Genomic DNA, 22,786 nt, shown 5'->3' with positions numbered 1-22,786 from the left:
GCCGAAAAGTGTGAGCGGTTTTCGGACGACATCATGCTCTAACTCTTTAATTTAGAACAGGATGACGGGTCTCCCGTTCACGGCAACCGTTGTTCAGTGGGAAACCAACGCGACGCCCGTGCTACCAGGCCGGAAACGGATCTTCGAGGGTGGTCCAGTCGCGCGGATCGGCGCTCGCGAGGCATCCGTCCAGTGCGGTCCGCACACCGGCCTCGTCCATGTCAACGCCGATAAAAACCAATTCCTGCCGACGGTCGCCCCAGGCGCTGTCCCATCGGCTCTCGAGATGCTGACGAAACTGCTGATGGTTCGGCCAATCCTGGCGCGGAACGGCCGCCCACCAAAGCCCCATGGGTTCGCAGCGCCGCTGGATCCCGGCAGCCGACATCAGCCCCACATGGCGCGGGCGCGTGGCAAGCCAGAAATGGCCCTTGGCGCGCAGCACTCCCGGCCAGGGCTCGTCCAGGAATGCCCGAAACCGCTTGGGGTCGAAGGGACGCCTAGTGCGATAGACAAAGCTCGAGACCCCGTATTCCTCCGTTTCCGGAACATGCTCTTCCGGGCTGTACAATTCCTTGTGCCACAGGGGATGCGCAGAGGCCTTTGCTTCATCGAAGAGACCGGTATTCAGGACGGTTGAAAGAGAGATCTTGCCGAAATCCGTCTCCACCTGGAGCGCATCCGGGTTGAGAGACGTGATGATCCTGCTCACTTCTGCGCGGACCTCTTCAGACGCGTCCGAGATCTTGTTGATCACGACAACATCGGCAAACTCGATCTGATCCACCAGCAGGTCGATGAGCGTGCGCCGGTCCTCACCGTCGCGCTGCAGGCCGCGGTCGGCAAGCAGATCGGCGCTGCTGTAGTCGGCCAACAGGTTTGCCGCGTCGACCACGGTGACCATGGTGTCGAGCCTGGCAAAATCGGCAAGCGAAACATTATTCTCGTCGCGGAAGGAAAATGTTGCGGCAATGGGGCGAGGTTCGGCAATGCCGGTGCCTTCGATCAACAGATAGTCGTATCGCCGCTCTTCGGCCAGTCGCCGCACTTCCGTCAGCAGGTCGTTGCGCAGGGTACAGCATATGCAGCCATTGCTGAGCTCGATCAATGTCTCCGTGGTATGCGACAGGTTGCAGCCGCCGTCTCGAATGAGACTGGCGTCGATGTTCACTTCGCTCATGTCGTTGACGATGACAGCCACCCGCAGGCCCTGACGGTTATTCAGGACGTGGCTGAGGAGCGTCGTCTTGCCGGCGCCGAGGAAGCCGGCGAGCACGGTCACGGGAAGCCGCTCGATCCTGTTCATCGGCATTCCTTCAATGCGGGCGGTCGCGGCGGCCCTCGACGCGACCTGCATTTGCATCGTATCAGGCTCATTCGAAACCCGTTCGTAACCTCGTCAAATGCTTCACGCGGCAAGCTGCGGTCGGAAGACCACATCGGCATAGTAATTCGCTGAATTGAAAGTGCTGGTCGGGAAGAGGCCTGTGGTGGCGGAGCCGCCATAGGCATAGAGGCCGTTGCCGCTGGCTGGTGCCGTCAGCGGGCCGCTGGTGACGGCGGCGGTGAAGAAGCTGCCGGTCGCCACATAGGCGCCTGTTGTGTGATAGGAGGCGACATAGGTTGTGTTGGCGGCAATGGTGAAGGGTGTTGTGAAGTTCGCCGTCTGCCAGCCGCTCGCCGTGGTGTTGCTGAAGGTGGCGGTGGCGAGCTTGGTGCCGGTGGAGCTCCACAGGTCGACGACGTTCTGGCCGTTGTCGTTGGCGCTGCGATAGAACCTGATGCCGGTAATGTCGCCGGCGGCGCTCGAGGTGAACTTGACGCCGAGTTCGAGTTGCTGGCCGTCGTTGAGGTTCGTCTGGGTCGGCGTGCTGGAGGCGGAGAACAGGCTGTAGGTCGCTGGCGCCGTCCCGGCAGCGATAGTGAAAGTCTCGTTGGCCGAGAGACCGCCGATATCGGTTGCCGTGACCTTGACACCATAGTTGCCTGCTGTCGTCGGCGTGCCGGAGAAGGTGCGCGTCGAGGCGTTGAAGGTCAGCCAGGCAGGAAGCGCCGTGCCGTCGGCAGCCGTTGCCGCGTAGGTCAGCGTTTCGCCGCTGTCGACATCGGTGAAGGTTGTCGTCGGCAGCGTGTAGGAGAAGGCGGAGCCAAGGGTGGCATTCTGCGTCGCCGTCTGGACGGCGAGCACCGGTGCGTCATTGGCGCCATGGATGGTGATGGTGAGATTTGCCGTGGAGGTGGCGCCGGCAGTATCGCGCATCGTGTAGCTGAAGACTTCATTCAGCGTGTTGGTCGACAGGCGCAACGCCTGCACGGCGGAATTGGCCTCGTTGATCGTATAGGTATAGGTGCCCGATGCATTGAGAACGAGGCTGCCATAAGTGCCGTTCAGGGCCGAGCCAAGCGTGCCTGAGGTCGCGCCGAAGCTGACGGCGCTCACCGTCTTGGTGTCGCCAGCATCGGGATCGGTGTCGTTGGTCAGCACGTTGCCGCTCGCAACCACACCACCCGAACCATTGGCGACACCACCCTTTTCGGTCGCATCCCCCGCATCCGCAACCGCCGTCGGCGTCGTGTTGCCGGGAACCGACACGGCAATGTTGAAGGTCTCGTTGGCGGCAAGGCCGCCTAGGTCGGTTGCCGTGACCTTGACACCATAGGTCCCCCCTGACGTCGGCGTGCCGGAGAAGGTGCGCGTCGAGGCGTTGAAGGTCAGCCAGGCAGGTAGTGCGCTGCCGTCGGAAGACGTTGCCGCGTAAGCCAGCGTTTCACCGCTGTCGACATCGGTGAAGGTTGTCGTCGGCAGCGTGTAGGAGAAGGCGGAGCCGACGGCGGCGTTCTGCGTCGCCGTTTGGACGGCGAGCACCGGTGCGTCATTGGCGCCATGGATGGTGATGGTCAGATTTGCCGTGGAGGTGGCGCCGGCGGTATCGCGCATCGTGTAGCTGAAGACTTCATTCAGCGTGTTGGTCGACAGGCGCAACGCCTGCACGGCGGAATTGGTCTCGTTGATCGTATAGGTATAGGTGCCCGATGCATTGAGAACGAGGCTGCCATAAGTGCCGTTCAGGGCCGAGCCAAGCGTGCCTGAGGTCGCGCCGAAGCTGACGGCGCTCACCGTCTTGGTGTCGCCAGCATCGGGATCGGTGTCGTTGGTCAGCACGTTGCCGCTCGCAACCACACCACCCGAACCATTGGCGACACCACCCTTTTCGGTCGCATCCCCCGCATCGGCAACCGCCGTCGGCGCCGTGTTGTTCGCATTCGAGGGATTGAACATCACATCGACCCAGTAGTTCGTCTGGTCGAAGCTGGTCGTCGGGAACGCGCTGTTGCCATACCTATAGACACCGTTGCCGCTTGCCGGCGCCGTCAGCGGACCACTCGTCACATTGGCGGTGAAGTAGTTGGCGGTCGTCGAATAGTTGCCGACATTCGTATGATAAGATGCCGTATAGGTCTGCCCGGCTGTCAGCGTCACCGGGCTCGTGAAAGTCGCGGTCTGCCAGCCGCTGGCAGTCTCGTTGGTGAAGGTCAGGGTCGCAAGCCGCGTACCCGTGCTTGACCAGAGCGACCCGGTATGTGTGCCCGTATCCAGGCTACTCTTGTAAAACCGAATGCCGCTGACCGTGCCCGCCACGGAGGACTGGAATTTTACACCGAGCTCGACGGCTGCAGCATCGTCAGTGTTGACGACCGCCGGCGTCGCGCCACCGAAGAGTGATGTAAAAGTCGGTCCGGTGACGGTGACAGTGCGCCCCGCCGAGGGTGTCTCGAGATTGATGCTGTCGTCCACCGCCCGCGACCGGATCGTATAGGTCCCGGCAATCGCCGGCGTCCATGAGTAGGTCCAGTTCTCGTCGCCCGTTGCCGGATGCCAGCTCGCACCGTTGTCGGTCGAAACCTCGACGCTGGCGATGACGCCGCCGCCCGTATCGGCAGCGGTGCCTGAAATCGTCACCGTCGTATTAGCGGCCACCGTGCCGGGTACCGTGATGGTGGAGGTCGGAGCAACAGTATCGGTGGAACCGGTCGCGGCGGTAAGCCCGGATTGCAGCGTTCCCGGCTGAATGCCCATGTCGGCAAGCAAATTGACCATTGCCTGCTGCACGCGAGGATCGGTGGGAGTTGCCTCATTATCGTGATTATCGCTCAGGCCCCATGTCCAATAGACCGTACCGGCGCCGAACACCAGCGCGCCGCTGGGCGCGCGATAGAGGGTGAGGTTGTGGGTCGCAGTCGCATTGCCGGTCGTGTTCCCGTAGTCGAGCAAGTAGGTGCTGACGGGCATCGTCGTCGACGAGAGCTTCACGAGCCCGGCCGGATCGAAGCCATTGTCAGGCGCTTCATCCCACTCGTAACCGAGATAATTCTTGGTGAGCGTTGCCGTCTGGCCAGGCTGGAGATTGGCAACGCTCGTGTTGCGCCAGAAGCGCAGGTTGGCGTCGTCATAGCCAACCGTGATCGCGCTGAGATTGGCGCCGACATCATCGACCTTGAACAACTGCCCTGTCAGCGAGTTTTCCGGGTTTCCGCCGCCAATAGCCGGCGGGCTGAGGCGCGGGTCGCGGAAGGTGCCCGTCCATTCGTTGGAAGGATCGAGGCTGACACCCGCGGGGCCCCATGTCTCCTTGTAGGTGATGAGCGTGCGATAAGGCGTGCCGTCGGCGCTATAGGCATTACCCCAGCGGGTGCGCCAATAGACCTCGTTGCCGCTCCAGAACATAAGGTTGACGCCGGCATCGCGCGCGGCTTCGACATTGGTTCGCTGCTGCCCGGACCAGTATTCGTCGTGCCCGGCATCGATATAGGTCTTGTGATTGAGCAACAGGCTGCCATAGCGGTCGACGTCGAGGCCCGACATATAGGAAACGTCATAACCGTTCTGTTCCAGCCAATAGATGCCTGCATATTCGGCGCCGAACAGATAGTCCTGCGGGCCGGCATAGGTGCCGACCCCGTCGCGGGTCGCAATCGGCCTGTTGTAGCTGACCGCATAGGCGCGGCCCGCCCCCTGCCCTGTCGCCGGGCCGTTGCCGCCATAAAGGTTTGCGCCACCCCAGCCGTTGTAAGCTTGCCAGGTCTCGTCTGCGGTCTGGAAGACGACGTCGCTGTGACTGGCGTCGTCGCGCACGATGAACGGGATCTGATTTTCGCCGAAGGTGCCGTCCTGACGCACGAGCTTGGCGATATAGACGCCTGAGACGGCATCGCTAGGTACGGCCCAGGACGCCGAGACGGCCCAGTTGCCGGCGTCCACCGTGCCTGTTGTGGCATTGCGCAGCGGATTGGGCTGCGTCTGCAATCCGGTATGCTGTATGGTCGTGACCTTGCGGGCGCCCATGCCGCCATAATAGCCGAGCCGATAAATATCGATTCGATAGTTGGTGGAATTGGTATTGATCTTGAAGCTGACCGTGTTGCCGTTGTCGACGCTGATGTCGGTCGCAAACCCCTCGATGTTGGTGCTGCCGGCACCGCTGAGGCCCCACTCGCTCTCCGGATTGCCCTGCTTCTGGTTTTCCAGCACGATCGCGTTGCTCGCCACCGCTGCGGCGGCGGCCAGATCTTGCGTTGCCAACGACCGCTGCGCAGAAGGTTGAGGTGGCTTCGTCACCGAGCCGGAAAGGACGGCGATACCCTTGGTGCCGGTTCCCGTTCCCATCTCTCCGCCGCCGGGCAATGATCCGTTTGACATCGCCGAGTTCGTCAGGTCTACGCTTGCGCGCCAGCCCGCGAACGAATTTACGTCACGATCGAGAAGAGGGTCGCTGACCGAGGCGCCGATGGCCTTCTTGATCGTCGACACATAGTCCGGCCCGTCGGTAAATTTGGTCCCCGGCAACTGACCGTCCTGTTGAAGCAGGCCGCTGCCATGGGCCCAATCGAGTATCCGCGTGGGGGACGTGTAGTAGCCGCAACCGCACACACCAAAGGGCATGCCAACCGCCAGCGCATTCGGCCCAGCATGCTGCGCGGTCGACTGCGCTGACGGCGCCGATTCGAGAATGACGACCTTGCCCGAGTGCACACGCTCGGCCGCCACGGCGGGAGAACCATGCTCAGAAGCTGTCGGTGCAGGGCTTTGCGGTAGATACGGAGCCAGAGGATCGTCGCCTATGAGGTTCGTTCCGGCGTAAGTGCGATAAAGGGACGATTGGCCCCCGAATGCAACGCTGTTCGCATCCGGTGTGAAATGTACAAAACCCGGCGTATGGCCGGCCGCGACAGACGGGGCTGTATGACCGCTTCGCGCTCCCAGTTCGCGATTGGTTGTGAAAGCGTCAGGCAAGGGCGGCGCTGCTGTGCTGTTGTCGGCCCGACCGTCCGTGTCGCCGTTCACGTCCGTTGCCTGGCCAACATCATGCTCGTTGAGCGCTGCGTCCTTATCGGCACCGTCGACAAGGGTGCCTTGCTTGTTTCCGTCTGCGGTTGGCACCGCTGCCGCGAGTTGAGCACTATCCCCGTGCTTTTCGGCCGGCTTGCGCGGCCTTTCCCTTCCGCCGAAGGTAAACCATTGGGGAACCAACGAATCCACCAGGAGTGAGCGCGCAGTCCAGCGACGAGCGTTGCGATACATGGGAGGCACCTCTCGCGAGATTATCAGGATCGAAGCTATGAGGATCGCTCAATATGGAGCACTGAAGTATAGTCCAAAAATAAGCGAGTATATCATACGCCTTTTGCTCTACTCGTGGCATCCTTTTGGAACGGACTGCCGAATAGGCCAGGAGACGGGCGAGACAATCAGTCGCGCACGGGACGATTCGGGCGATGGCAAAGGCCGTTGGGATGGCGGCATCTTCAATCGGGCAAGGGCCGATCCCGCGCCGTGCCCCGCTCGCTGTCTTTCGCGGCGAACACGCCTATTCCTGCGTGCATAACCATTGATTTTCCAGGATAATGCCCCTTTGCCGCGCAGGGACATATGCTTCAGGTCGACGTGGGGTGAAGCACTCACCCCCACCTCATCAATAGTGATGAGGCAAAGCAAACGGCCTCCACCTTCCTCAAGGCTTCGCCAGACTGCACACTGGTGAGGCGGGTTCGGACCTGGTCCGGCGTTCGAACAGCGTTCAAAGTATTGGGCCAGCGTTGGTTTAAGGATGGTTTGCAGGCGAGATATGTACATGAATTCATCGCACCGCACGCTCCACCACTTCTTTCGTGCGACAGCTGTCATCGCAGCACTCGTGTTTCTTGCTGGAGCTGTGCCAGCTCTCGCCGATGGCACTACCTTGGCTCCCCAAACGAAAATCCGCCTGACGATCGTCCAATGGATCCAGTCCAAAGGCCAGTTTGAGCGATGGGATGCGATTGGCGGCGAATATACGGTTTCGGATGCAGGGACAGTCTCCCTGCCCTTTCTGGGGCCGGTGTCGGTTGGAAATATGACGGACCTGACCAACGAGATTGCCAAGCGCCTCCAGGCAAAGATGGGTTTGGCGCAGACACCTGCGGTGACCATCGACATTCTCGACTATCCGGCCATTTATGTCGTCGGGGATGTAATGGCCCCAGGAGAATACAGGTTTCGCTCCGGCCTCAGCGTCCTCCAATCCCTGGCCATGAGCGGCGGCCCGTTGCGGGCGGGGCCACAGCAGCAATCGCAGTCAATCACGCTTGTCGGGGAATTGCGGGAAATCGACCATTCGCTGCTGCGCAGCGCCGCAAAGCTCTCGCGGCTGCAAGCCGAGATGTCCGGCGCGAAGGAGATAACCTTCGATCATCCGCCTGCCATCGATCAGCAGTATGCCGCGAGTATCTATGACGAGGAGCGGGTCATTTTTCAGGCGCGCGCAAGCGCGCTCGACAGGCAGTCGACGGCGCTCGTCGAATTGCGCGATCTCCTGAAGGCGGAAATCGATACGCTGGAAGAGAAGCTGAAGGGCTCGGATGACAACATCCACTCGGTCGAGGAGCAACTGACGAGCGTGAAGACGCTTGTCGAGAAGGGCCTCACCATCACCTCACGCCAGATGGATCTGGAACGGTTGCTCACGACCTATCGCTCCGACCGGCTCGACCTTGTCACGGCCATTATGCGGGGTCGGCAGGCGATCAACGAAACGACGCGCAACCTCGAGGGACTTTCCGACACTCGCCGGAGCGAGATCGCGTCCGAAGTGCAGGCGGAAAAGGCCAAGGTCGATCAGTTCAAATTGAAGCGTGACACCACGCAGCAACTGCTCCTCGAAGATCTGTCGACGGGCACCGACGTGAAAAATCGCATTGCGGAACTCCCGCTGACATTCATCGTGAGCCGTCGGGACAAGGGACAGGTCACTCAGTTCCAGGCCTCTGAAACCACGGAGTTGGCGCCGGGCGACGTGGTCAGGGTCACCCGGCCCGGCATGGCGGATGGGCCGTCCGAAGACGCCGCTGCCCTGCCTGTCGAGACAGAGGCGCATATCAGTCAGGCAAGCCGGTGATACACGAGAACCATGTGCTGCAATCGAGCCTGCGGCGGGCAATTGAACGCCGGCACGGGATAAACGGCTAAGGGCATCCGATGACTTTGCGCATGACCCCACCCAACAGCCAGACCTATACCCAGATCCTCAAATCGACGATGCTGATGGGCGGCTCTTCGCTCGTCAACGTCGCGCTCAGCATCATCAGAAATAAAGCCATGGCTGTTCTGCTCGGGCCGGAAGGCGTGGGACTCATGGGTCTTTACGGGTCGATCCTCGATATTGCGCAGGCGATCGCCGGGCTTGGCGTGGGCAGCAGCGGCGTGCGCCAGATTGCCGAAGCTGCAGGCACCGATGACGCAGAAACGATCGCACGATCGGCAACAGTGCTGAGACGCATATCGATGGTTCTCGGATTGCTTGGTGCGCTCCTTCTCGCCGCGTTGGCATTGCCGGTCTCAAATTTCACTTTCGGCGACTACCAGCATGCCGGCGGCATTGCATTGCTGTCGCTGGCAATCTTCTTTCGACTGATCTCCGCAGGCCAGACTGCATTGATCCAGGGCCTGCGGGGCATTGCAGATCTTGCCCGTATCAACGTTCTTGCCGGGCTTTTTGGCACGGCTGTCAGCATCCCGCTGATCTATCTGTTCGGCTTGCGGGCGATTGCGCCGTCCCTGGTGGTGATTGCGGCGGCCTCCATCCTTCCGAGCTGGTGGTACAGCCGACGGATCTGCCCGCATCCCTTGCCAATGCCCACGCGCCAGTTCGCTCGGGAAGTGTCGGCGCTGCTCAGGCTCGGTTTCGTCTTCATGGCAAGCGGGCTTCTGACCTTCGGCGCGGCCTATGCCATCCGCCTCATCGTGCTGAAGGAGGGCGGCGTCACGGCGGCTGGATTGTACCAGGCGGCCTGGGGCCTTGGCGGTCTCTATGCCGGCTTCATCCTGCAGGCGATGGGAACGGATTTTTATCCGCGCCTGACCGCGGCAGCCGACAACGACACCGAATGCAACCGGCTGGTCAATGAACAGGCCGAGATCAGCATGCTGCTCGCCGGTCCCGGTCTGCTCGGCACGCTGACGCTGGCGCCGCTGATGATGAGCCTGTTCTATTCGGCGGAATTTCAAGGCGCAGTCGATCTTCTGCGCTGGATCTGCCTTGGAATGATGCTGCGAATTATTTCCTGGCCGATGGGTTTCATTGTAGTGGCCAAGCGTACCCAGGCGATTTTCTTCTGGACGGAGGTTGCGGCGGCCGTCGTGCATGTGGGGCTTGCCTGGCTGTTCGTATCGCTGCTCGGTACGCAAGGAGCCGGCATGGCGTTTTTTGGCCTCTATGTCTGGCACAGCATCCTGATCTATGTGATCGTGCGGAAGCTGACCGGTTTTCGCTGGTCCGCTGCCAACCGCAGACATGCGCTGCTTTTCCTGCCCGCATCCGGACTGGTATTGCTGATGTTTTCGATCTTGCCGCTATGGCCGGCGACGGTGATAGGCTTCGTCGCCGTCGTTCTCTGCGGGCTCTATTCGCTGCGCATACTGATCGACCTGCTTCCGCCGGAGTCCGTGCCGGCAATCATCCGTGGATGGATCACCAAAGCAGCATAACGAACAATGCGCGCATCCGGGGATGCGCGCATTGTTCGTTATGCAAATTCTACGTCAGGCAATGCCGGTTCAGGCGACAGCGACATCCATGACACGTTGCACGCCGCCGGCTCCGGCAGTCGCTTCCGCAAGGGCTGCGCGAAGTGCCTCGACAACCCGGTCCATGTCGGACACCGTCATCTGGGCATAAAGCGGCAGGATGATCGTTTGCTGCTGTGCAGATACGCTTCGCATCAGGCTCGTGGCAGCGCGGTGGGAGTTCTCAGCGCAATAGGCGCCCTCCAGATGAATGTTCATCACGCCACGCCGGGTCGATATGCCCTGATCGAGCATGGCCTGCATGACGGCCCGCTGGTCGACCGTATCGGGCAATCTCACGCAGAAACTCTGCCAGTTGCTGCGAGCCCAGCGCGGCTCGGCCGGCGGAGAAAGCCCGGCAATCGTCGACAGACGTTCGCAATATTGCTCGGCAAGCAGCCTGCGCTGCGCAACCAGTTCCGGCAACCGCCGCAACTGCTCGCGTCCGACGGCCGCCTGGAGATCGGTCATGCGGTAATTGTAACCCAATTCGTCATAGTCTTCGAAGATGACCTGTTTCGAGCCGTGGCGCACGGCATCGGTGACGCTCATGCCATGCTGGCGCCAGAGCCGGAACTTTCGGTCATATTCCGGATTGGCCGTGGTCAGCATGCCGCCATCGCCTGTCGTGACCACCTTTCTGGGGTGGAAGGAGAAGCAGGCAATATCGCCATGCGCTTTGCCGATCTTTTCCCAGCGGCCGTCCCAAAGGATTTCGCTTCCCGTCGCACAGGCCGCATCCTCGATGACCGGTATTTGATGGCGTTTGCCGATCTCGACGATGGCGCGGAGATCGCAAGGCATGCCGAGTTGATGGACGCAGAGAATGGCTTTGGTGCGAGGCGTAATTGCCCTTTCGATCAGGCTGGCATCGATATTGTAGCCACCTTCTTCGATATCGACGAACACAGGCACCGCATCGCAGTATCGAACCGCGTTTGCGGTCGCGATGAAAGAATGGCTGACCGTCACGACTTCATCACCGGCGGATATGCCGACCGCCTTCAGGGCCAGATGCAGCGCGGTGGTGCAGTTGGACATGGCGCAGGCATGCGCGGCGCCCACAAAGGCCGCGAATTCACGCTCGAAAGCCGCGACTTCCGGCCCCTGCGTCACCCATCCCGATAGAATAACGCGGCGCGCAGCCTCAGCCTCTTCCTCTCCGAGGACGGGTTTGGCGACCGGAATTGTGGCCGGATGTGTGGATTGAGACGAGCTCATGCTGCCTGCCCCCCTGCTTCGGTCTGCTTTTGCCACCAGGCAACGAGATCGCGAAGCCCTTGCTCCATGGAGATCTCCGCCTTGAAGCCGAGGAGCCGTTCGGCCTTGCTGATATCGGCAAGACGACGGGTTACGCCGTTGACCGTGCGGGCCTCCTTGTGCTGCGGTTCGAGCGAGGAACCCATAATGTCGCTCAGCATCTTGGCGAGTTCCAGCAGGCTTATTTCCTTGCCGCTCGCGACGTTGAACACTTCGTCCGTGACATCGCTTTTGGCTGCCAGAATGTTTGCGCGGGCGATATCGCGTGCATCGACGAAGTCCATCGTCTGGCTGCCGTCCCCATAGATGAGGGGCGGCATTCCGGCCACCAGGCGCTCCATCCAACGGATCAGAACTTCCGTATAGGCGCCGTAAACATCCATGCGCGGCCCATAGACGTTGAAATAACGCAGCGCGACGTAACGCAGGCCGTACATTTCCGCAAAGCTGCGCAGCAGCCCTTCGTTGAAGGTTTTCGCGGCGCCGTAGATCGTCCTGTTATTGTAGGGATGGTGCGCTTCGGTCGTCGGGAAGCTCTCGGCCAAACCCAGCACGGAGGCCGAGGAGGCCGCGACGACCTTCGAAACGCCTGCCTTGACGGCGGCTTCGAGAACATTGAACGTGCCCTCGGCCAGAACATCGAAGGCGAGCCGCGGCTCTTCGGCGCATTGCGTGATGCGGATCGCCGCCTGATGAAAGACGATGTCGACGCCCTCGAAGATTTTTGCCAGAAGCGCCCTGTCGCGGATATCTCCCTCGATGATGTTGACGGACCCATTGGCTATTGCCGTGCTGAGGTTGTCCCGGCGCCCGCGCACGAAATTGTCGAGGATGATGATCTCACGCGGTTTTTCCAATGCGACAAGATCGGCAATATGCGACCCGATCAGACCGGCGCCGCCGGTAATGAGCACTCGTTGATTTCTCATGATCTTCCCTCACGCGACATGTTCGTCATCGGATCATTCTCCGAACGCCAACGTATGAATTTCGCCGGTACGCCGGCGGCGACCGAGAACGGCTCGACGTCGGAAACGACAATTGCCCCCGCTCCGACGATCGCCCCCTTCCCGATGGTCACGCCGGGAAGAATGGTCGCATTCGTTCCGATATCGGCCTCCGCACAGATGCGGACCGGCTTGATTTCAAGATCCGTGCGAATGATCGGCACGTCGATTGGCAACGCGGTGTGGGTCGAGCCAAGCACCTTGGCGCCAGGCCCCCAGCCGACGGAATCCTCGATCACCAGATTGCGCGCGTCGAAATAGGCCATCGGCCCGATCCAGACATTGTCGCCGATCACGCAGGTGCCGTCGTAGCGCCCCTGGATATAGGCTTGAGCGCCGATGAACACGCCATTGCCGATCTCGAACGTCTCCGGATGTTTGAAGCCGGCGCCGCCTGCAACCTGCAATCCCGTGCCGCAGCTCCGCGTGATCGCTTGCCAGATGGCCTTGCGCATCATCGTGTCGACGACCCCGTCGCCCGTTGCGAAGCGACCATAGAGTTCGATCAGGCCAGCGCGCCCGTATGACTGCCTGAGTTCTTCGGCCAACCCAGCCTGGTAGGCCGGGTCCGCCGGTCTTTCATGGCGGCCGTGGACTGCCTGCACGACCCGGGCCTCGCCTGGATTAGCTGGCATAGGCGTATTCCAGCGCGGCGGCCACCTGATCGACGTGCCAAGCCGGCATCTCGGGATAGATCGGCAGTGAGAGGACTTCCCGTGCGGCGGCTTCCGAGGTGGGGAAATCCCCGGCCTGGTAGCCAAGGTCGGCATGGGCCTTCTGCAGATGAACGGGGATCGGATAGTGCAGCCCCGACTGAATGCCCTCGGCGGTCAGTGCGCGTTGAAGCGCGTCGCGATCGCGGCTTCTGATGGCATAGACATGATAGACGTGGCGCCGATCGGGGATTTCGACAGGCGTCCTCAAATTCGCCGAGCCGCCAAGCAGCAGCGAGTAGCGGCGTCCATGGGCGCGCCGCGCTTCGGTCCAGGCTTCGAGATGCCTGAGCTTGATGCGCAGGATCGCGCCCTGAATGGCATCCATGCGGTAGTTGAAGCCCTTCAGCAGATGGTGATAGCGCTGTTCCTGGCCCCAGTCGCGCAGCATGCGCATCGTTTTGGCCTGATCGTCGCTGTTGGTGACGACGATACCCCCCTCGCCGCAGGCGCCGAGATTTTTGCCGGGGTAGAAGCTGAAGCAGCCTGATGTGCCGATGCTGCCGGCGCGCGCGCCTTTGTATTGCGCCCCGTGCGCCTGGCAGGCATCCTCGATGATCGGTATCCGGTGGTGGTCGGCAATTGCCTTGATCGCGTCCATATCGGCCATCTGCCCGTAGAGATGGACGGGAATGATGGCCTTGGTGCGGGGGGTGATCTTCGCCTCGAGTTGAGCCGGGTCCATCGTGAGCGTTATGGGCTCGACATCGACGAAAACAGGTCGCGCACCTGCGTAACAGATCGCCGATACGGTCGCGACGAAGGTAAATGGCACGGTGATGACTTCATCGCCGGGGCCGACGCCTGCCGCGAGAAGCGACAGATGCAGGGCGCTCGTTCCGGTGTTGACCGCTATCGCATGTTTGACGTTGCAATACTCGGCGAATTCCTGCTCGAGGCGGGCAACCTCTTCGCCGAGTATGTATTGCCCTGAGGCCAGGACGCCGAGCACGGCGGCGTCGATTTCGCTCTTGATCGATTGATATTGTGCCTTGAGGTCCAGGAACGGGATCATGCAATGCGCCTCGCCTCTTCGAGCTCGATGATGCGCCCGCGCTGAGCGAGCGACCGGCTTGCGGCTTCAAGGATACGCACGACACGCAACCCGGCGTGGCCGTCTGCAATGGGGCGCGAATTCTGTTCGATGCACTCGACGAACTGATCCAGCTCGCGTTTCAGTGCCTCGGTCATATCGAGCTTGGGCGCCCACATATCGCCGCTGCGGTAGCCGACCATCATCTGATGCACCTTCTCGCCATACGCATCGGAATTCGGGCACATGGTGATGCCCTTGTCGTAGACCTTGATCTTTTCGCTGGGCTCCAGATCGTCATAGACGATCATCTTGTTGCTGCAGCCGATCAGCGTGCGGCGGACCTTGACCGGTGCCAGCCAATTAACGTGCACGTGGGCGATAAGCTTGCTTTCGAAGAAGAGCGTGAGATAGGCGATGTTCTCCGGCTCGCCGAGCACATGGCTCATGCCCGTCGCTGAGACGGCCACCGGCCTTTCCTGCACGACATGGTCCAGGATGGAGAGATCGTGCACCGCAAGGTCCCAGATAACGCTGACATCGTGCTGGAAGAGCCCCAGATTGACCCGGACGGAGTCGTAATAATACATATCGCCCAGGCCGCTTTCGACCAGTTCGCGCATCTTGCGGACGGCGCCGGTATGGACGAAGGTATGATCCACCGCCAGCACGAGGCGCCGGCGCGCGGCCTCTTCGACCATCCGCGCGGCCTCCTCCGTCGTCGATGCCATCGGCTTTTCGACGAAGACATGCTTGCCGGCCATCATCGCCTGCATTGCGAGCTTGAAATGGGTCGAGACGGGCGTTGCGATGGCGATCGCATCCACTCTCGGATCGCGCAGAACTTCCTCGAAATTGTCGGTGATCGTTATCGCGGGATACCGGCTTTTAACAGCCGCCAATCGTTCGACATTCAAATCGCAAACGGAAACCAGGTGCGCGCCGGCCGCTTCCGAGATGTTACGAACCAGGTTCGGCCCCCAATACCCATATCCGACAACTGCAATGCCGATCATCGCATTCCTCCCAACGCTTGCATGTTGACTGGCCGGTCATGAACGTGACCGGTAATTCTCGCCGGAACGCCGGCTACAATGGCGCCGTCAGGCACATCCTTGGTTACGACAGCGCCGGCGCCGACCTGTGCGGCCTCGCCGATGATCACGCCGGGCAGGATGGTGGCGTTGCTGCCGATCGACGCATGGCGCTTGACCACAGTGGGGATGACGACCCAGTCTGCCTCCGTCTGCAAACTGCCGTCCGAGTTGACGGCGCGGGGGTAAGTATCGTTGGTGAACATGACCCCGTGGCCGATGAAAACGCCGTCTTCCAGCGTCACGCCTTCGCAGAGGAAGGAATGACTGGATATTTTGCAGTCTTTTCCGACGAGGACGTTTTTCTGGATTTCAACGAAGGTGCCGATGCGCGTTCCTGCGCCGATCGTGCAGCCGTAGAGATTGACCAGATCTTGATGGTGGATAACGCAGCCGTCACCCAGCTTGACGTTCGATGCAATCATTCCACCTCGCCCCCTACTCAACAGGCCCAGATCTGGCTGAAACCGTCGATCGCATGAAGGTGCTCAAGGTTTCATTTCGTCAAGGCAACTATAACTCTCGCATTCAAAGTGAATTGTTTTCTCCATCTTAGTAAAGAAACAAAACGTTGAAGCTTATTCACCAAAAGGCGTAGCTGCTTACTATGATCGGATGATGATTGCCCTGGATCGCCTATGGCGATCGATCGGCAGCGGCTGCAGGTCGTGCGATGATCGATCCTGATCCGCTCCATAGAGGACGCGCATTGTTTCCATGGGTTTAGCGAATTAAATTGAATATATATAGCAAATCCGGCCGGTGTCATGAAACTGACTTAGACATAGACTTATCATTTCTGAAATTTAACCATTTTCACCTTTTCACGGAACTTAAGTGCTGCGAGGTAACCACTATTAATTAGTGTTACTGCACCGAAACTGTGGTATTAAATTAGCACTTTTGCTGATTAAGCTCCCGTATTTATAGGGGAGTTCAATAATCGACTTTTGGGTAAGACGTGTACCAGTTTGGGAGGATGGGGCTTTGGATTCAATAAACCACAGGCGGGAAGACGTGTCTCTTCCCCTAGAGATGGAAGATGGTGAGACGGCGATTGCGCGACCGTCAAGTTCAAAGCTGTCGCTTGTCATTCTCGACAAGCGGGAACTTGATCGACACTGCCTTGCGCAATGTATGGCCGCCCACACGAAAGATTTCCTCATTCTGGCGTTTGGATCAATTGAGGAGTGGAAGCAAAAGCGCGAAGAATATCCTCCGCTGTCGGCGATCCTCTTGAACGTCGGTGGCAAGATGGTCGACGACCCTGCCGTTTCGGAGCAGATCAAGAGCCTGTCGTCGGAATTCGTGTCGACACCGGTCATCATATTGTCTGACAGTGACGATTTCGCGCAAATCGTAAAGGCGATCGATTGCGGAGCCAAGGGTTACATACCCGCCACCGTCAGCATCAGCGTCTGCATGGAGCTGATCGCGCTATCGGTAGCAGGAGGACTTTTCGTACCCGCAAGCGCCCTGTTCGCCATGCGTCACCTGCTGCAGTCTAGCAACTCGACAACGCATCCGCTGGCCGGAATCTTCACGGATCGTCAGGCCGAAGTCGTAGCGGCCCTGCGGCGCGGAAAGGCGAACAAGATCATTGCCTATGAGCTCAATCTGCGGGAAAGCACCGTCAAGGTGCATGTTCGCAACATCATGAAAAAGGTCAAGGCAACCAACAGGACGGAAGTTGTGTTCAAGCTCAACGACCTGTTCCAAAATAGTATTCCGGCATGAGCGCGAATAAGGCGTCGTGCCGATGCCATTGTTGGTGTCCGTATCTTTGAACTACGCTGTTGCTTAAATCATCCGGTGGCGCGAAGGCCCACCGGATGATTTGCTTCCGAAGCGCGTTCTCACGTTTCCCGCGATCTTGGCAAGAATAGCGATCGAGCGGTCAACCGCCGACTGTTGTTTCCGTATTTGCGGATGAATTCACCCTGAAACTCGTCGCCCGATGGAATTCAGGGCGCACCAGTATTTGGGCCCGATTGTCTGCTTGCAGACCAACTTGATCCAGGGCAATGAATTTCGCACTTCGGGAGAAATCTCGAGCGCGAAGCGCTGAATAGCCTCGGCTGTAGCGACATCAAAATTATTGAATGCCATGCCGGCAAGCCGAAGCGCCTCTTTCCCGAGATCCCTGGCAAGAAAACGTCTTAGTTTCTCATCTCTCCTGAGGCTATCCGCGCCCTGGCGAAAAAGGATATCGAAAGCCTGATTTCTTTGCTGGAGGTCGGGAAGGATACTTTGTCCATAATATTGGAGCGACATGTTCGAGGCATGTCTGCGGTATACTGCTTGGTCTTCGTTGATGTAGCCCACGCCGGCATGCGATGCGAGCCGCAGCCACATCTCCATATCACCGGCGTGCGGCAATTCCTTATGATAGCCGCCGACCTGCTTCTGCAGCGTCGTTCTGACGACGGCCGTCGGTGTCGGGACCAGGTTTCTTGCCCCGCTCATCCGGATGAATTGCGGACCGGACAAGACCTGCATGGAAGGCACACTGTTGTCGCCGAGAGGATCGACGCGTTTGATGATGCCGTCTGGCTCGGCTACGAGCGCGTTGCCGAACGTAAAGCCGACATTCGGATGATTGCGCATCAGCTCCGAAGAGCGACTGAGCGCGCCCGGCAAGAGATAATCATCGGCAGAGAGAAGCAGGAATAGGTCGCCGTCCGCCCACTCGATTCCCTCATTATAGGTGGCGATGTGACCCTTGTTTGCCGCGTGCCGCCGATAGGTGACGCGGTTGTCCCGCGATGCCAGAGCCTTTCCGACGTCCGGCGTATTGTCCGGCGAGCAGTCATCGAGAATAAGCACGCGCACATCGACGCCCGCTTGGGAAAGAACACTTTCAACACATTCCTGGAGGAAATGCGCATAGTTGTAGCACGGAATGACGACATCAACGCGTTGCAAACTTGTTCCTCCGCAGGCAATCGTTTCGTTATCAGGCGTTGTCGCGTCCCGGCGTCGAGGCACGCGCCCGCATAGCCGATTTCGTGCAGGACCACGCAGCTCTCAACAAGGTGGATCGGGCAAGCAGCCGGGAGCCTGTACGCTTCAAGCCACTCCGAACGCGGTCCCAACGGGTAAGCGCAAAACGGGTGCGGGACCGAAACACATCGTAGAAGGCGACGTTCGGACTCAAGCTTCCCGATTTCCAAGGCTTCACGTTGGTCACGAAATGAACGATCGCGGGCTTTTGCTCGAGCGCGATGCGGGCGATCGCCTGCGTTGGCTCGAACTGAAAATTCCAGGCGCGGTCGAGGACCTTCCACTTTCCGTCGCAGGCAACGTTAAGAGCGTCCTGATCAGAATATTCCGTCGTCGGAAAACGGTCGAGATAGTCCAGCGATTGTTCCGATATTCGCTGGTTTCGCCATTTTGCAAGGTCGATAAGTAATATGCCGGCGTTGAAATAACGTTTGACCCGAAGGCCGCCTGTTACACCGGGTCCGTTGCGCACGACATTGTCCAGCCAGTAATCCGGTACGGCGCCGATCACTGCTTCGCCGAGATCGATATTCCACAGCGGTTCAAGCGCCGTCAGGACCAGGATGTCGCCATCCAGATACAGAGCCCGGTTGCAGGTCTGCGGCAGGAATTGCGGCAGAAGGATCCTTGCGAAGGTCATCTTCGAAACGCCAGGGCGAGTGGAAAATCCGCTTGCGAAAGACAATGTGTCGATGGGATGCCACTGAATGACTGCAGAATTTGCAGGCAGAGATTCAACGATCAGTCGCTTTGTTTCTTCGCCTATTGCCTGATGAATGACATGGATATCCAAGGGCCATGCGCTTTGGTTGTTCTCGGCGATCGATCGAAGGGCCGTCGCCAAGGGAACGGCGTAGGCCGCATCGACTGCAAAGACGATGGGGCCTAACCGTTGTTTTGATTTCGCAGGGGCGGTTCCTGTTGGTATGCCATGCACATTCATGTTTCCGGTACCACCCCATCGAAAGAACACCAGTTCGCCTTGTCATGATCGACGTTGCTGCTCACGGCCGGATTGATGCGGCTTCCTGAACAGCAAGGCCGGCGGCCGGGTTGGGCAGATGGGTGTAGGCCGTTCGCCAGGATTGGACGCCGGTCGCGCTCTTGGCGCCGCCGGAAAGCTTCCACTCGAAATAGGCGATCGTTTTCTCGAGCCCTTGGGCCAGGCTCACCGTCGGCTGCCAGCCCAGTTCCTGCTTTGCCCGGCTGATATCGGGTTTGCGCTGCGTCGGATCGTCGATCGGCAAGGGCTTGTAAACGATGCTTGATTTCGATCCCGTCATCGCGATGACCATTTCGGCCAGTTCGCGAACCTGGAATTCTCCCGGGTTGCCGAGATTGATCGGACCCGTAACCCCGGCCGGGGTCGCCATCAGGCGGATGAAGCCCTCGATCAGATCGTCCACGTAGCAGAAGGAGCGCGTTTGCGTGCCGTTGCCGAAGATGGTGATCGGCTCGTTTTGAAGCGCCTGAACGATGAAATTGGAGACGACGCGGCCGTCATTGGTCTGCATTCGCGGCCCGTAGGTATTGAAGATCCGAGCTACCCTGATTTCCACCCCATATTGACGATGATAGTCGAAGAACAGCGTCTCGGCGCAGCGCTTGCCTTCGTCGTAACATGCCCGCGGACCTATGGGATTGACGCTGCCTCTATACTCCTCGGGTTGAGGGTGGACTGCCGGATCGCCGTAAACTTCGCTGGTGGATGCCTGGAAAATCTTCGCCTTGGTGCGTTTTGCCAGGCCGAGCATATTGATGGCCCCGTGCACATTGGTCTTCACGGTCTGCACGGGGTCGTGCTGATAGTGGACCGGAGATGCGGGACAGGCGAGGTTATAGATCTCGTCGACCTCCACATAGAGCGGGAAGGTGATGTCGTGGCGGAGGATCTCAAAGCGAGGATCGTCAAGAAGATGCAGCACGTTGTCGCGCGATCCGGTGTAGTAATTGTCGACGCAGAGGACGTCGTTGCCCTCTCGTAAAAGCCTTTCGCACAGGAATGATCCCAGAAATCCGGTGCCGCCGGTTACCATAATCCGCTTTTGTCCGTGCATTGGTGTGCTCCGTTGTTGATGGTGCCTCGTGGAAGTGAGGATGGTCAGCAGGCTCCCTTGCCCTTTAAGACCGCAGGAATTGTGCTGAGAACGATGTGCAGGTCGAACCACAGGGACCGGTTGTCGATGTAGAACTCGTCGAGTTGCTGCTGCAGCTCGATATCCGCATTGCTTCGTTCGGATATCTGCCAGAGACCCGTCAGTCCCGGCGTGACCGAACGCCGCTTGGCACGGAATTCGCCATCCATTGCCGAAAGGTGATATTCCGGAAAAGGTCTTGGTCCGACGAAGGCCATCTCCCCTGCAATGATGTTCACCAATTGCGGGAGTTCGTCGATGCTCGACGAGCGCAGCATATGTCCTACGATTGGAAGGATGCGTGGATCCTCCTTGAGCTTGAAGTGGCTCAACCACTCGGCACGCATGCTGGGGTTGTCTCGGAAGAGTGCTTCAAGGCGCTGTTCTGCATCCTGGTACATGGTTCTCAATTTCAGGACACGCACCGGCTTGCCGGACAGTCCTTCTCTGGCTTGCCGGAAGAAGACGGGACCTGGATCGATGACATAGATTGCTGCCGCTGCAATCGCGATAAACGGCGCGACCACGATCGTTGCAGGGATGGCGATTGCGAGATTGAGGATCCGGCGAACCAGTTCCGAGTTGACCGAACTGCGACCGGCGGCGAGGCGAATACCGATCTCTCCGCCGATATCGGCAGGTCGCAATCCGCTTACCTTGAGGTTCGGCGTGTCGGACAGCAGAATGACTTCGGCGAATTTCCGGCGCATCGCTGCCAAGTCGGGCACGAGCGAGTCTGTATCGCCCGCAATCACGGCAATGGATGAGCCGCCATCGGGCAATGCCTCCAAACTGTCGGGCGAGAATGGCTCCGGCCTGATGCCATACTGCCAGTGGTCCTTGAAATGTGCCACGAGCGCGGTAGCAAGGTTCTTCCCCCCTATGACAACTGCGCGTTCCCCCCAGATTCCCAGTCTCCGGCACAGGCCTCGTGCAAGCCAATGCACAAGGGGCTGAACAATCAGCCCGAGACCGAGGAACCCGATAACGGCAAGCAGCAGTCGTGCACCTTCCGGCAGGATAATCGCTCCGAACGCCGCCAGGACAGCCACCTTGACGGCGGCTATGGTGCGCCGCCGCAGATGTTCGTGGTGATGCAGCCGATATCCAGGATAGAGGCCGGCCGATGCGTAAAGTACGATCGCAGCCAGTGCCGAGATCGTGAACGCACGCTCCATGATCGTGCCCTCCCAGCCATTGGGAAGGAAGGACAGGAGGATAAAATAGGCAATCAGGTAGCCTGCAATATCGCCGGCGACCAGGAAGGACGAGGTCGCAAGCCGAGGAAACCGGCGCCCCAGTGCAACGGTCCTGTTCAGCCCGGCCCGTACAAAGGGTTCGGCGGTCTTGGCTGCTATGGGCGGCACGGAACCTGCCGGAATCGCTCGCGCCGTCACGTCATTTGACGTGGATGCCTTCGACGGACCCGGTGTCATCGTAGACGGCGCAAATGAGAACATGATGCTTCGACTCCTTTACTGCATTTGTCCCGACGCACCCGATCCGGAAACTGCGTCTTCGATCGGAAACTTCCGAAGTCCCAGTTTCTGGATCGCTGTCAGTGAGATGAAGGTCGGCACGACGAGCGCATAACGCCGCCACAGCCGTCGCGGCTCGCACAAAAGACGAAACGCCCATTCAAAGCCGCTTCTTTGAATGATCCTTGGAGCCTGCCGCTTGAGGCCGGCGTGGAAATCGAATGCGGCTCCGACGCCGATGAGCATCGATGCGTCCAGACGATCGCGCATGCGCGCCATCCAGAGTTCCTGTTTGGGGCTGCTCAGCCCGACCCAGATGATATCGGCGCCCGACCGATTGAGCAGCGCGGCAATATCCGTTTCTTCAGGCGTCGACAGGTTGCGAAAAGGCGGCGCGTAGGAGCCGACGATCCGTGCTTGCGGAAATCTGGCCAGAAGGCGCGCCTGCAGTTGTTCGAGCGTTTCGGCTGTCGCGCCATACAGGAAGTGGCGCAAGCCCTTGGAACTGCCGGCATCGAAAACGGATAACATGAGATCCGGTCCATAGACCCTGTCGCTTTCCACATGACCCGCATGCTTCAATGCCCATACCAGCGGCATGCCGTCGGGGGTCACGAGAAACGCACGGTTATGTATCGACCTGAGTTCGGGATCATCTTGACAGCGGACGACGCCGTGCGCGTCGCGAACGCAGACATATTCCTTCCTGCCGTCTTCGATGGCTTTCTGAATAAATCCGGTCGCGCTTTTGAGATTGACTGCCGATATGCGAACTCCAAGAACATTCGTCCATTTCAAGGAGCCCTTTGGAGAAAGAGCTGAAATTTGGCTGCTGTCTGCTGGTTGTTCTCTCATGACCTGCGCTTTCGCGACCGAAACTGTCATCAGAATATCCCGGCAGGCCGGTTGCCTCCATACTTGCGGCTCCAGCTATTGGACGTAGAAGAGACTTCATATTTACGTC

Annotated in this window: 16 protein-coding genes; 3 read left to right on the top strand and 13 right to left on the bottom strand. The window is 59.5% G+C overall.

Annotation, left to right across the window (positions count from 1 at the left end; genetic code table 11):
* Window positions 1-121: 121 nt before the first annotated feature.
* Together RHEC894_RS29305 and RHEC894_RS29300 are read right to left on the bottom strand one after the other, a co-directional pair.
* Window positions 122-1,306, bottom strand: coding sequence for a GTP-binding protein (locus RHEC894_RS29305; RefSeq protein WP_085740627.1), 1,185 nt, complete (start codon window positions 1,304-1,306; stop codon window positions 122-124).
* A 102-nt stretch (window positions 1,307-1,408) separates the two neighbouring features.
* Entirely contained in the window at window positions 1,409-6,580 is a 5,172-nt protein-coding gene (locus RHEC894_RS29300; RefSeq protein WP_085740201.1) for a DUF4082 domain-containing protein, read from the bottom strand.
* Window positions 6,581-7,130: 550 nt separating this feature from the next.
* Here RHEC894_RS29300 and RHEC894_RS29295 point away from each other — a divergent pair.
* Together RHEC894_RS29295 and RHEC894_RS29290 are read left to right on the top strand one after the other, a co-directional pair.
* Window positions 7,131-8,432: a polysaccharide biosynthesis/export family protein gene (locus RHEC894_RS29295; RefSeq protein ID WP_206427953.1), complete on the top strand. Its 1,302-nt coding sequence runs from the start codon at window positions 7,131-7,133 to the stop codon at window positions 8,430-8,432.
* Between the two features lie 80 nt (window positions 8,433-8,512).
* Window positions 8,513-10,021 (top strand): O-antigen translocase, encoded by a 1,509-nt coding sequence (locus RHEC894_RS29290; protein ID WP_085740199.1) that lies wholly within the window; start codon window positions 8,513-8,515, stop codon window positions 10,019-10,021.
* A 69-nt stretch (window positions 10,022-10,090) separates the two neighbouring features.
* Here the strand turns inward: RHEC894_RS29290 and RHEC894_RS29285 are convergent, their stop codons facing one another.
* The 6 genes from RHEC894_RS29285 to RHEC894_RS29260 are packed head-to-tail and all read right to left on the bottom strand — an operon-like array spanning window position 10,091 to window position 15,631.
* Window positions 10,091-11,320, bottom strand: a complete 1,230-nt coding sequence (locus RHEC894_RS29285; protein WP_085740198.1) for a DegT/DnrJ/EryC1/StrS family aminotransferase — start codon at window positions 11,318-11,320, stop codon at window positions 10,091-10,093.
* The gene (locus RHEC894_RS29280; RefSeq protein ID WP_085740197.1) at window positions 11,317-12,288 is read right to left on the bottom strand and encodes an NAD-dependent epimerase/dehydratase family protein; all 972 of its coding nucleotides are present in this window, start codon (window positions 12,286-12,288) and stop codon (window positions 11,317-11,319) included. The genes RHEC894_RS29285 and RHEC894_RS29280 overlap by 4 nt, the downstream gene beginning before the upstream one ends.
* Entirely contained in the window at window positions 12,285-13,001 is a 717-nt protein-coding gene (locus RHEC894_RS29275; protein WP_085740196.1) for an acyltransferase, read from the bottom strand. The genes RHEC894_RS29280 and RHEC894_RS29275 overlap by 4 nt, the downstream gene beginning before the upstream one ends.
* Entirely contained in the window at window positions 12,991-14,094 is a 1,104-nt protein-coding gene (locus RHEC894_RS29270; protein WP_085740195.1) for a DegT/DnrJ/EryC1/StrS family aminotransferase, read from the bottom strand. Before RHEC894_RS29270 ends, RHEC894_RS29275 begins: the two co-directional genes overlap by 11 nt.
* Entirely contained in the window at window positions 14,091-15,128 is a 1,038-nt protein-coding gene (locus tag RHEC894_RS29265; RefSeq protein ID WP_085740194.1) for a Gfo/Idh/MocA family oxidoreductase, read from the bottom strand. The genes RHEC894_RS29270 and RHEC894_RS29265 overlap by 4 nt, the downstream gene beginning before the upstream one ends.
* Window positions 15,125-15,631, bottom strand: coding sequence for an acyltransferase (locus RHEC894_RS29260; RefSeq protein WP_010065621.1), 507 nt, complete (start codon window positions 15,629-15,631; stop codon window positions 15,125-15,127). The genes RHEC894_RS29265 and RHEC894_RS29260 overlap by 4 nt, the downstream gene beginning before the upstream one ends.
* A 562-nt stretch (window positions 15,632-16,193) precedes the next feature.
* On the opposite strand from RHEC894_RS29260, the gene RHEC894_RS29255 reads away from it, so the two are divergent.
* Window positions 16,194-16,943 (top strand): response regulator transcription factor, encoded by a 750-nt coding sequence (locus tag RHEC894_RS29255; RefSeq protein ID WP_125461005.1) that lies wholly within the window; start codon window positions 16,194-16,196, stop codon window positions 16,941-16,943.
* A gap of 198 nt (window positions 16,944-17,141) precedes the next feature.
* Here RHEC894_RS29255 and RHEC894_RS29250 read toward each other — a convergent pair whose 3' ends face one another.
* The 5 genes from RHEC894_RS29250 to RHEC894_RS29230 all read right to left on the bottom strand — a co-directional run bounded on the left by RHEC894_RS29250 (window position 17,142) and on the right by RHEC894_RS29230 (window position 22,677).
* The gene (locus RHEC894_RS29250) at window positions 17,142-18,131 is read right to left on the bottom strand and encodes a glycosyltransferase (RefSeq protein WP_085740193.1); all 990 of its coding nucleotides are present in this window, start codon (window positions 18,129-18,131) and stop codon (window positions 17,142-17,144) included.
* 31 nt (window positions 18,132-18,162) lie between these two features.
* Window positions 18,163-19,152, bottom strand: a complete 990-nt coding sequence (locus tag RHEC894_RS29245; RefSeq protein WP_085740192.1) for a glycosyltransferase family 8 protein — start codon at window positions 19,150-19,152, stop codon at window positions 18,163-18,165.
* Between the two features lie 61 nt (window positions 19,153-19,213).
* Window positions 19,214-20,266, bottom strand: coding sequence for a UDP-glucuronic acid decarboxylase family protein (locus RHEC894_RS29240; protein ID WP_085740191.1), 1,053 nt, complete (start codon window positions 20,264-20,266; stop codon window positions 19,214-19,216).
* Between the two features lie 44 nt (window positions 20,267-20,310).
* Window positions 20,311-21,804, bottom strand: coding sequence for a sugar transferase (locus RHEC894_RS29235; protein ID WP_085740190.1), 1,494 nt, complete (start codon window positions 21,802-21,804; stop codon window positions 20,311-20,313).
* A 15-nt stretch (window positions 21,805-21,819) separates the two neighbouring features.
* On the bottom strand, window positions 21,820-22,677 hold the full coding sequence (locus tag RHEC894_RS29230; protein WP_085740626.1) for a WecB/TagA/CpsF family glycosyltransferase: 858 nt from the start codon (window positions 22,675-22,677) through the stop codon (window positions 21,820-21,822).
* Window positions 22,678-22,786: the final 109 nt, after the last annotated feature.

It is taken from the genome of Rhizobium sp. CIAT894 (assembly GCF_000172795.2).
In the GTDB taxonomy this organism is placed as follows: domain Bacteria; phylum Pseudomonadota; class Alphaproteobacteria; order Rhizobiales; family Rhizobiaceae; genus Rhizobium.
The sequence above is the reverse complement of the archived record's forward strand: the minus strand, read 5'-3'. Positions and strand labels throughout refer to the sequence as shown.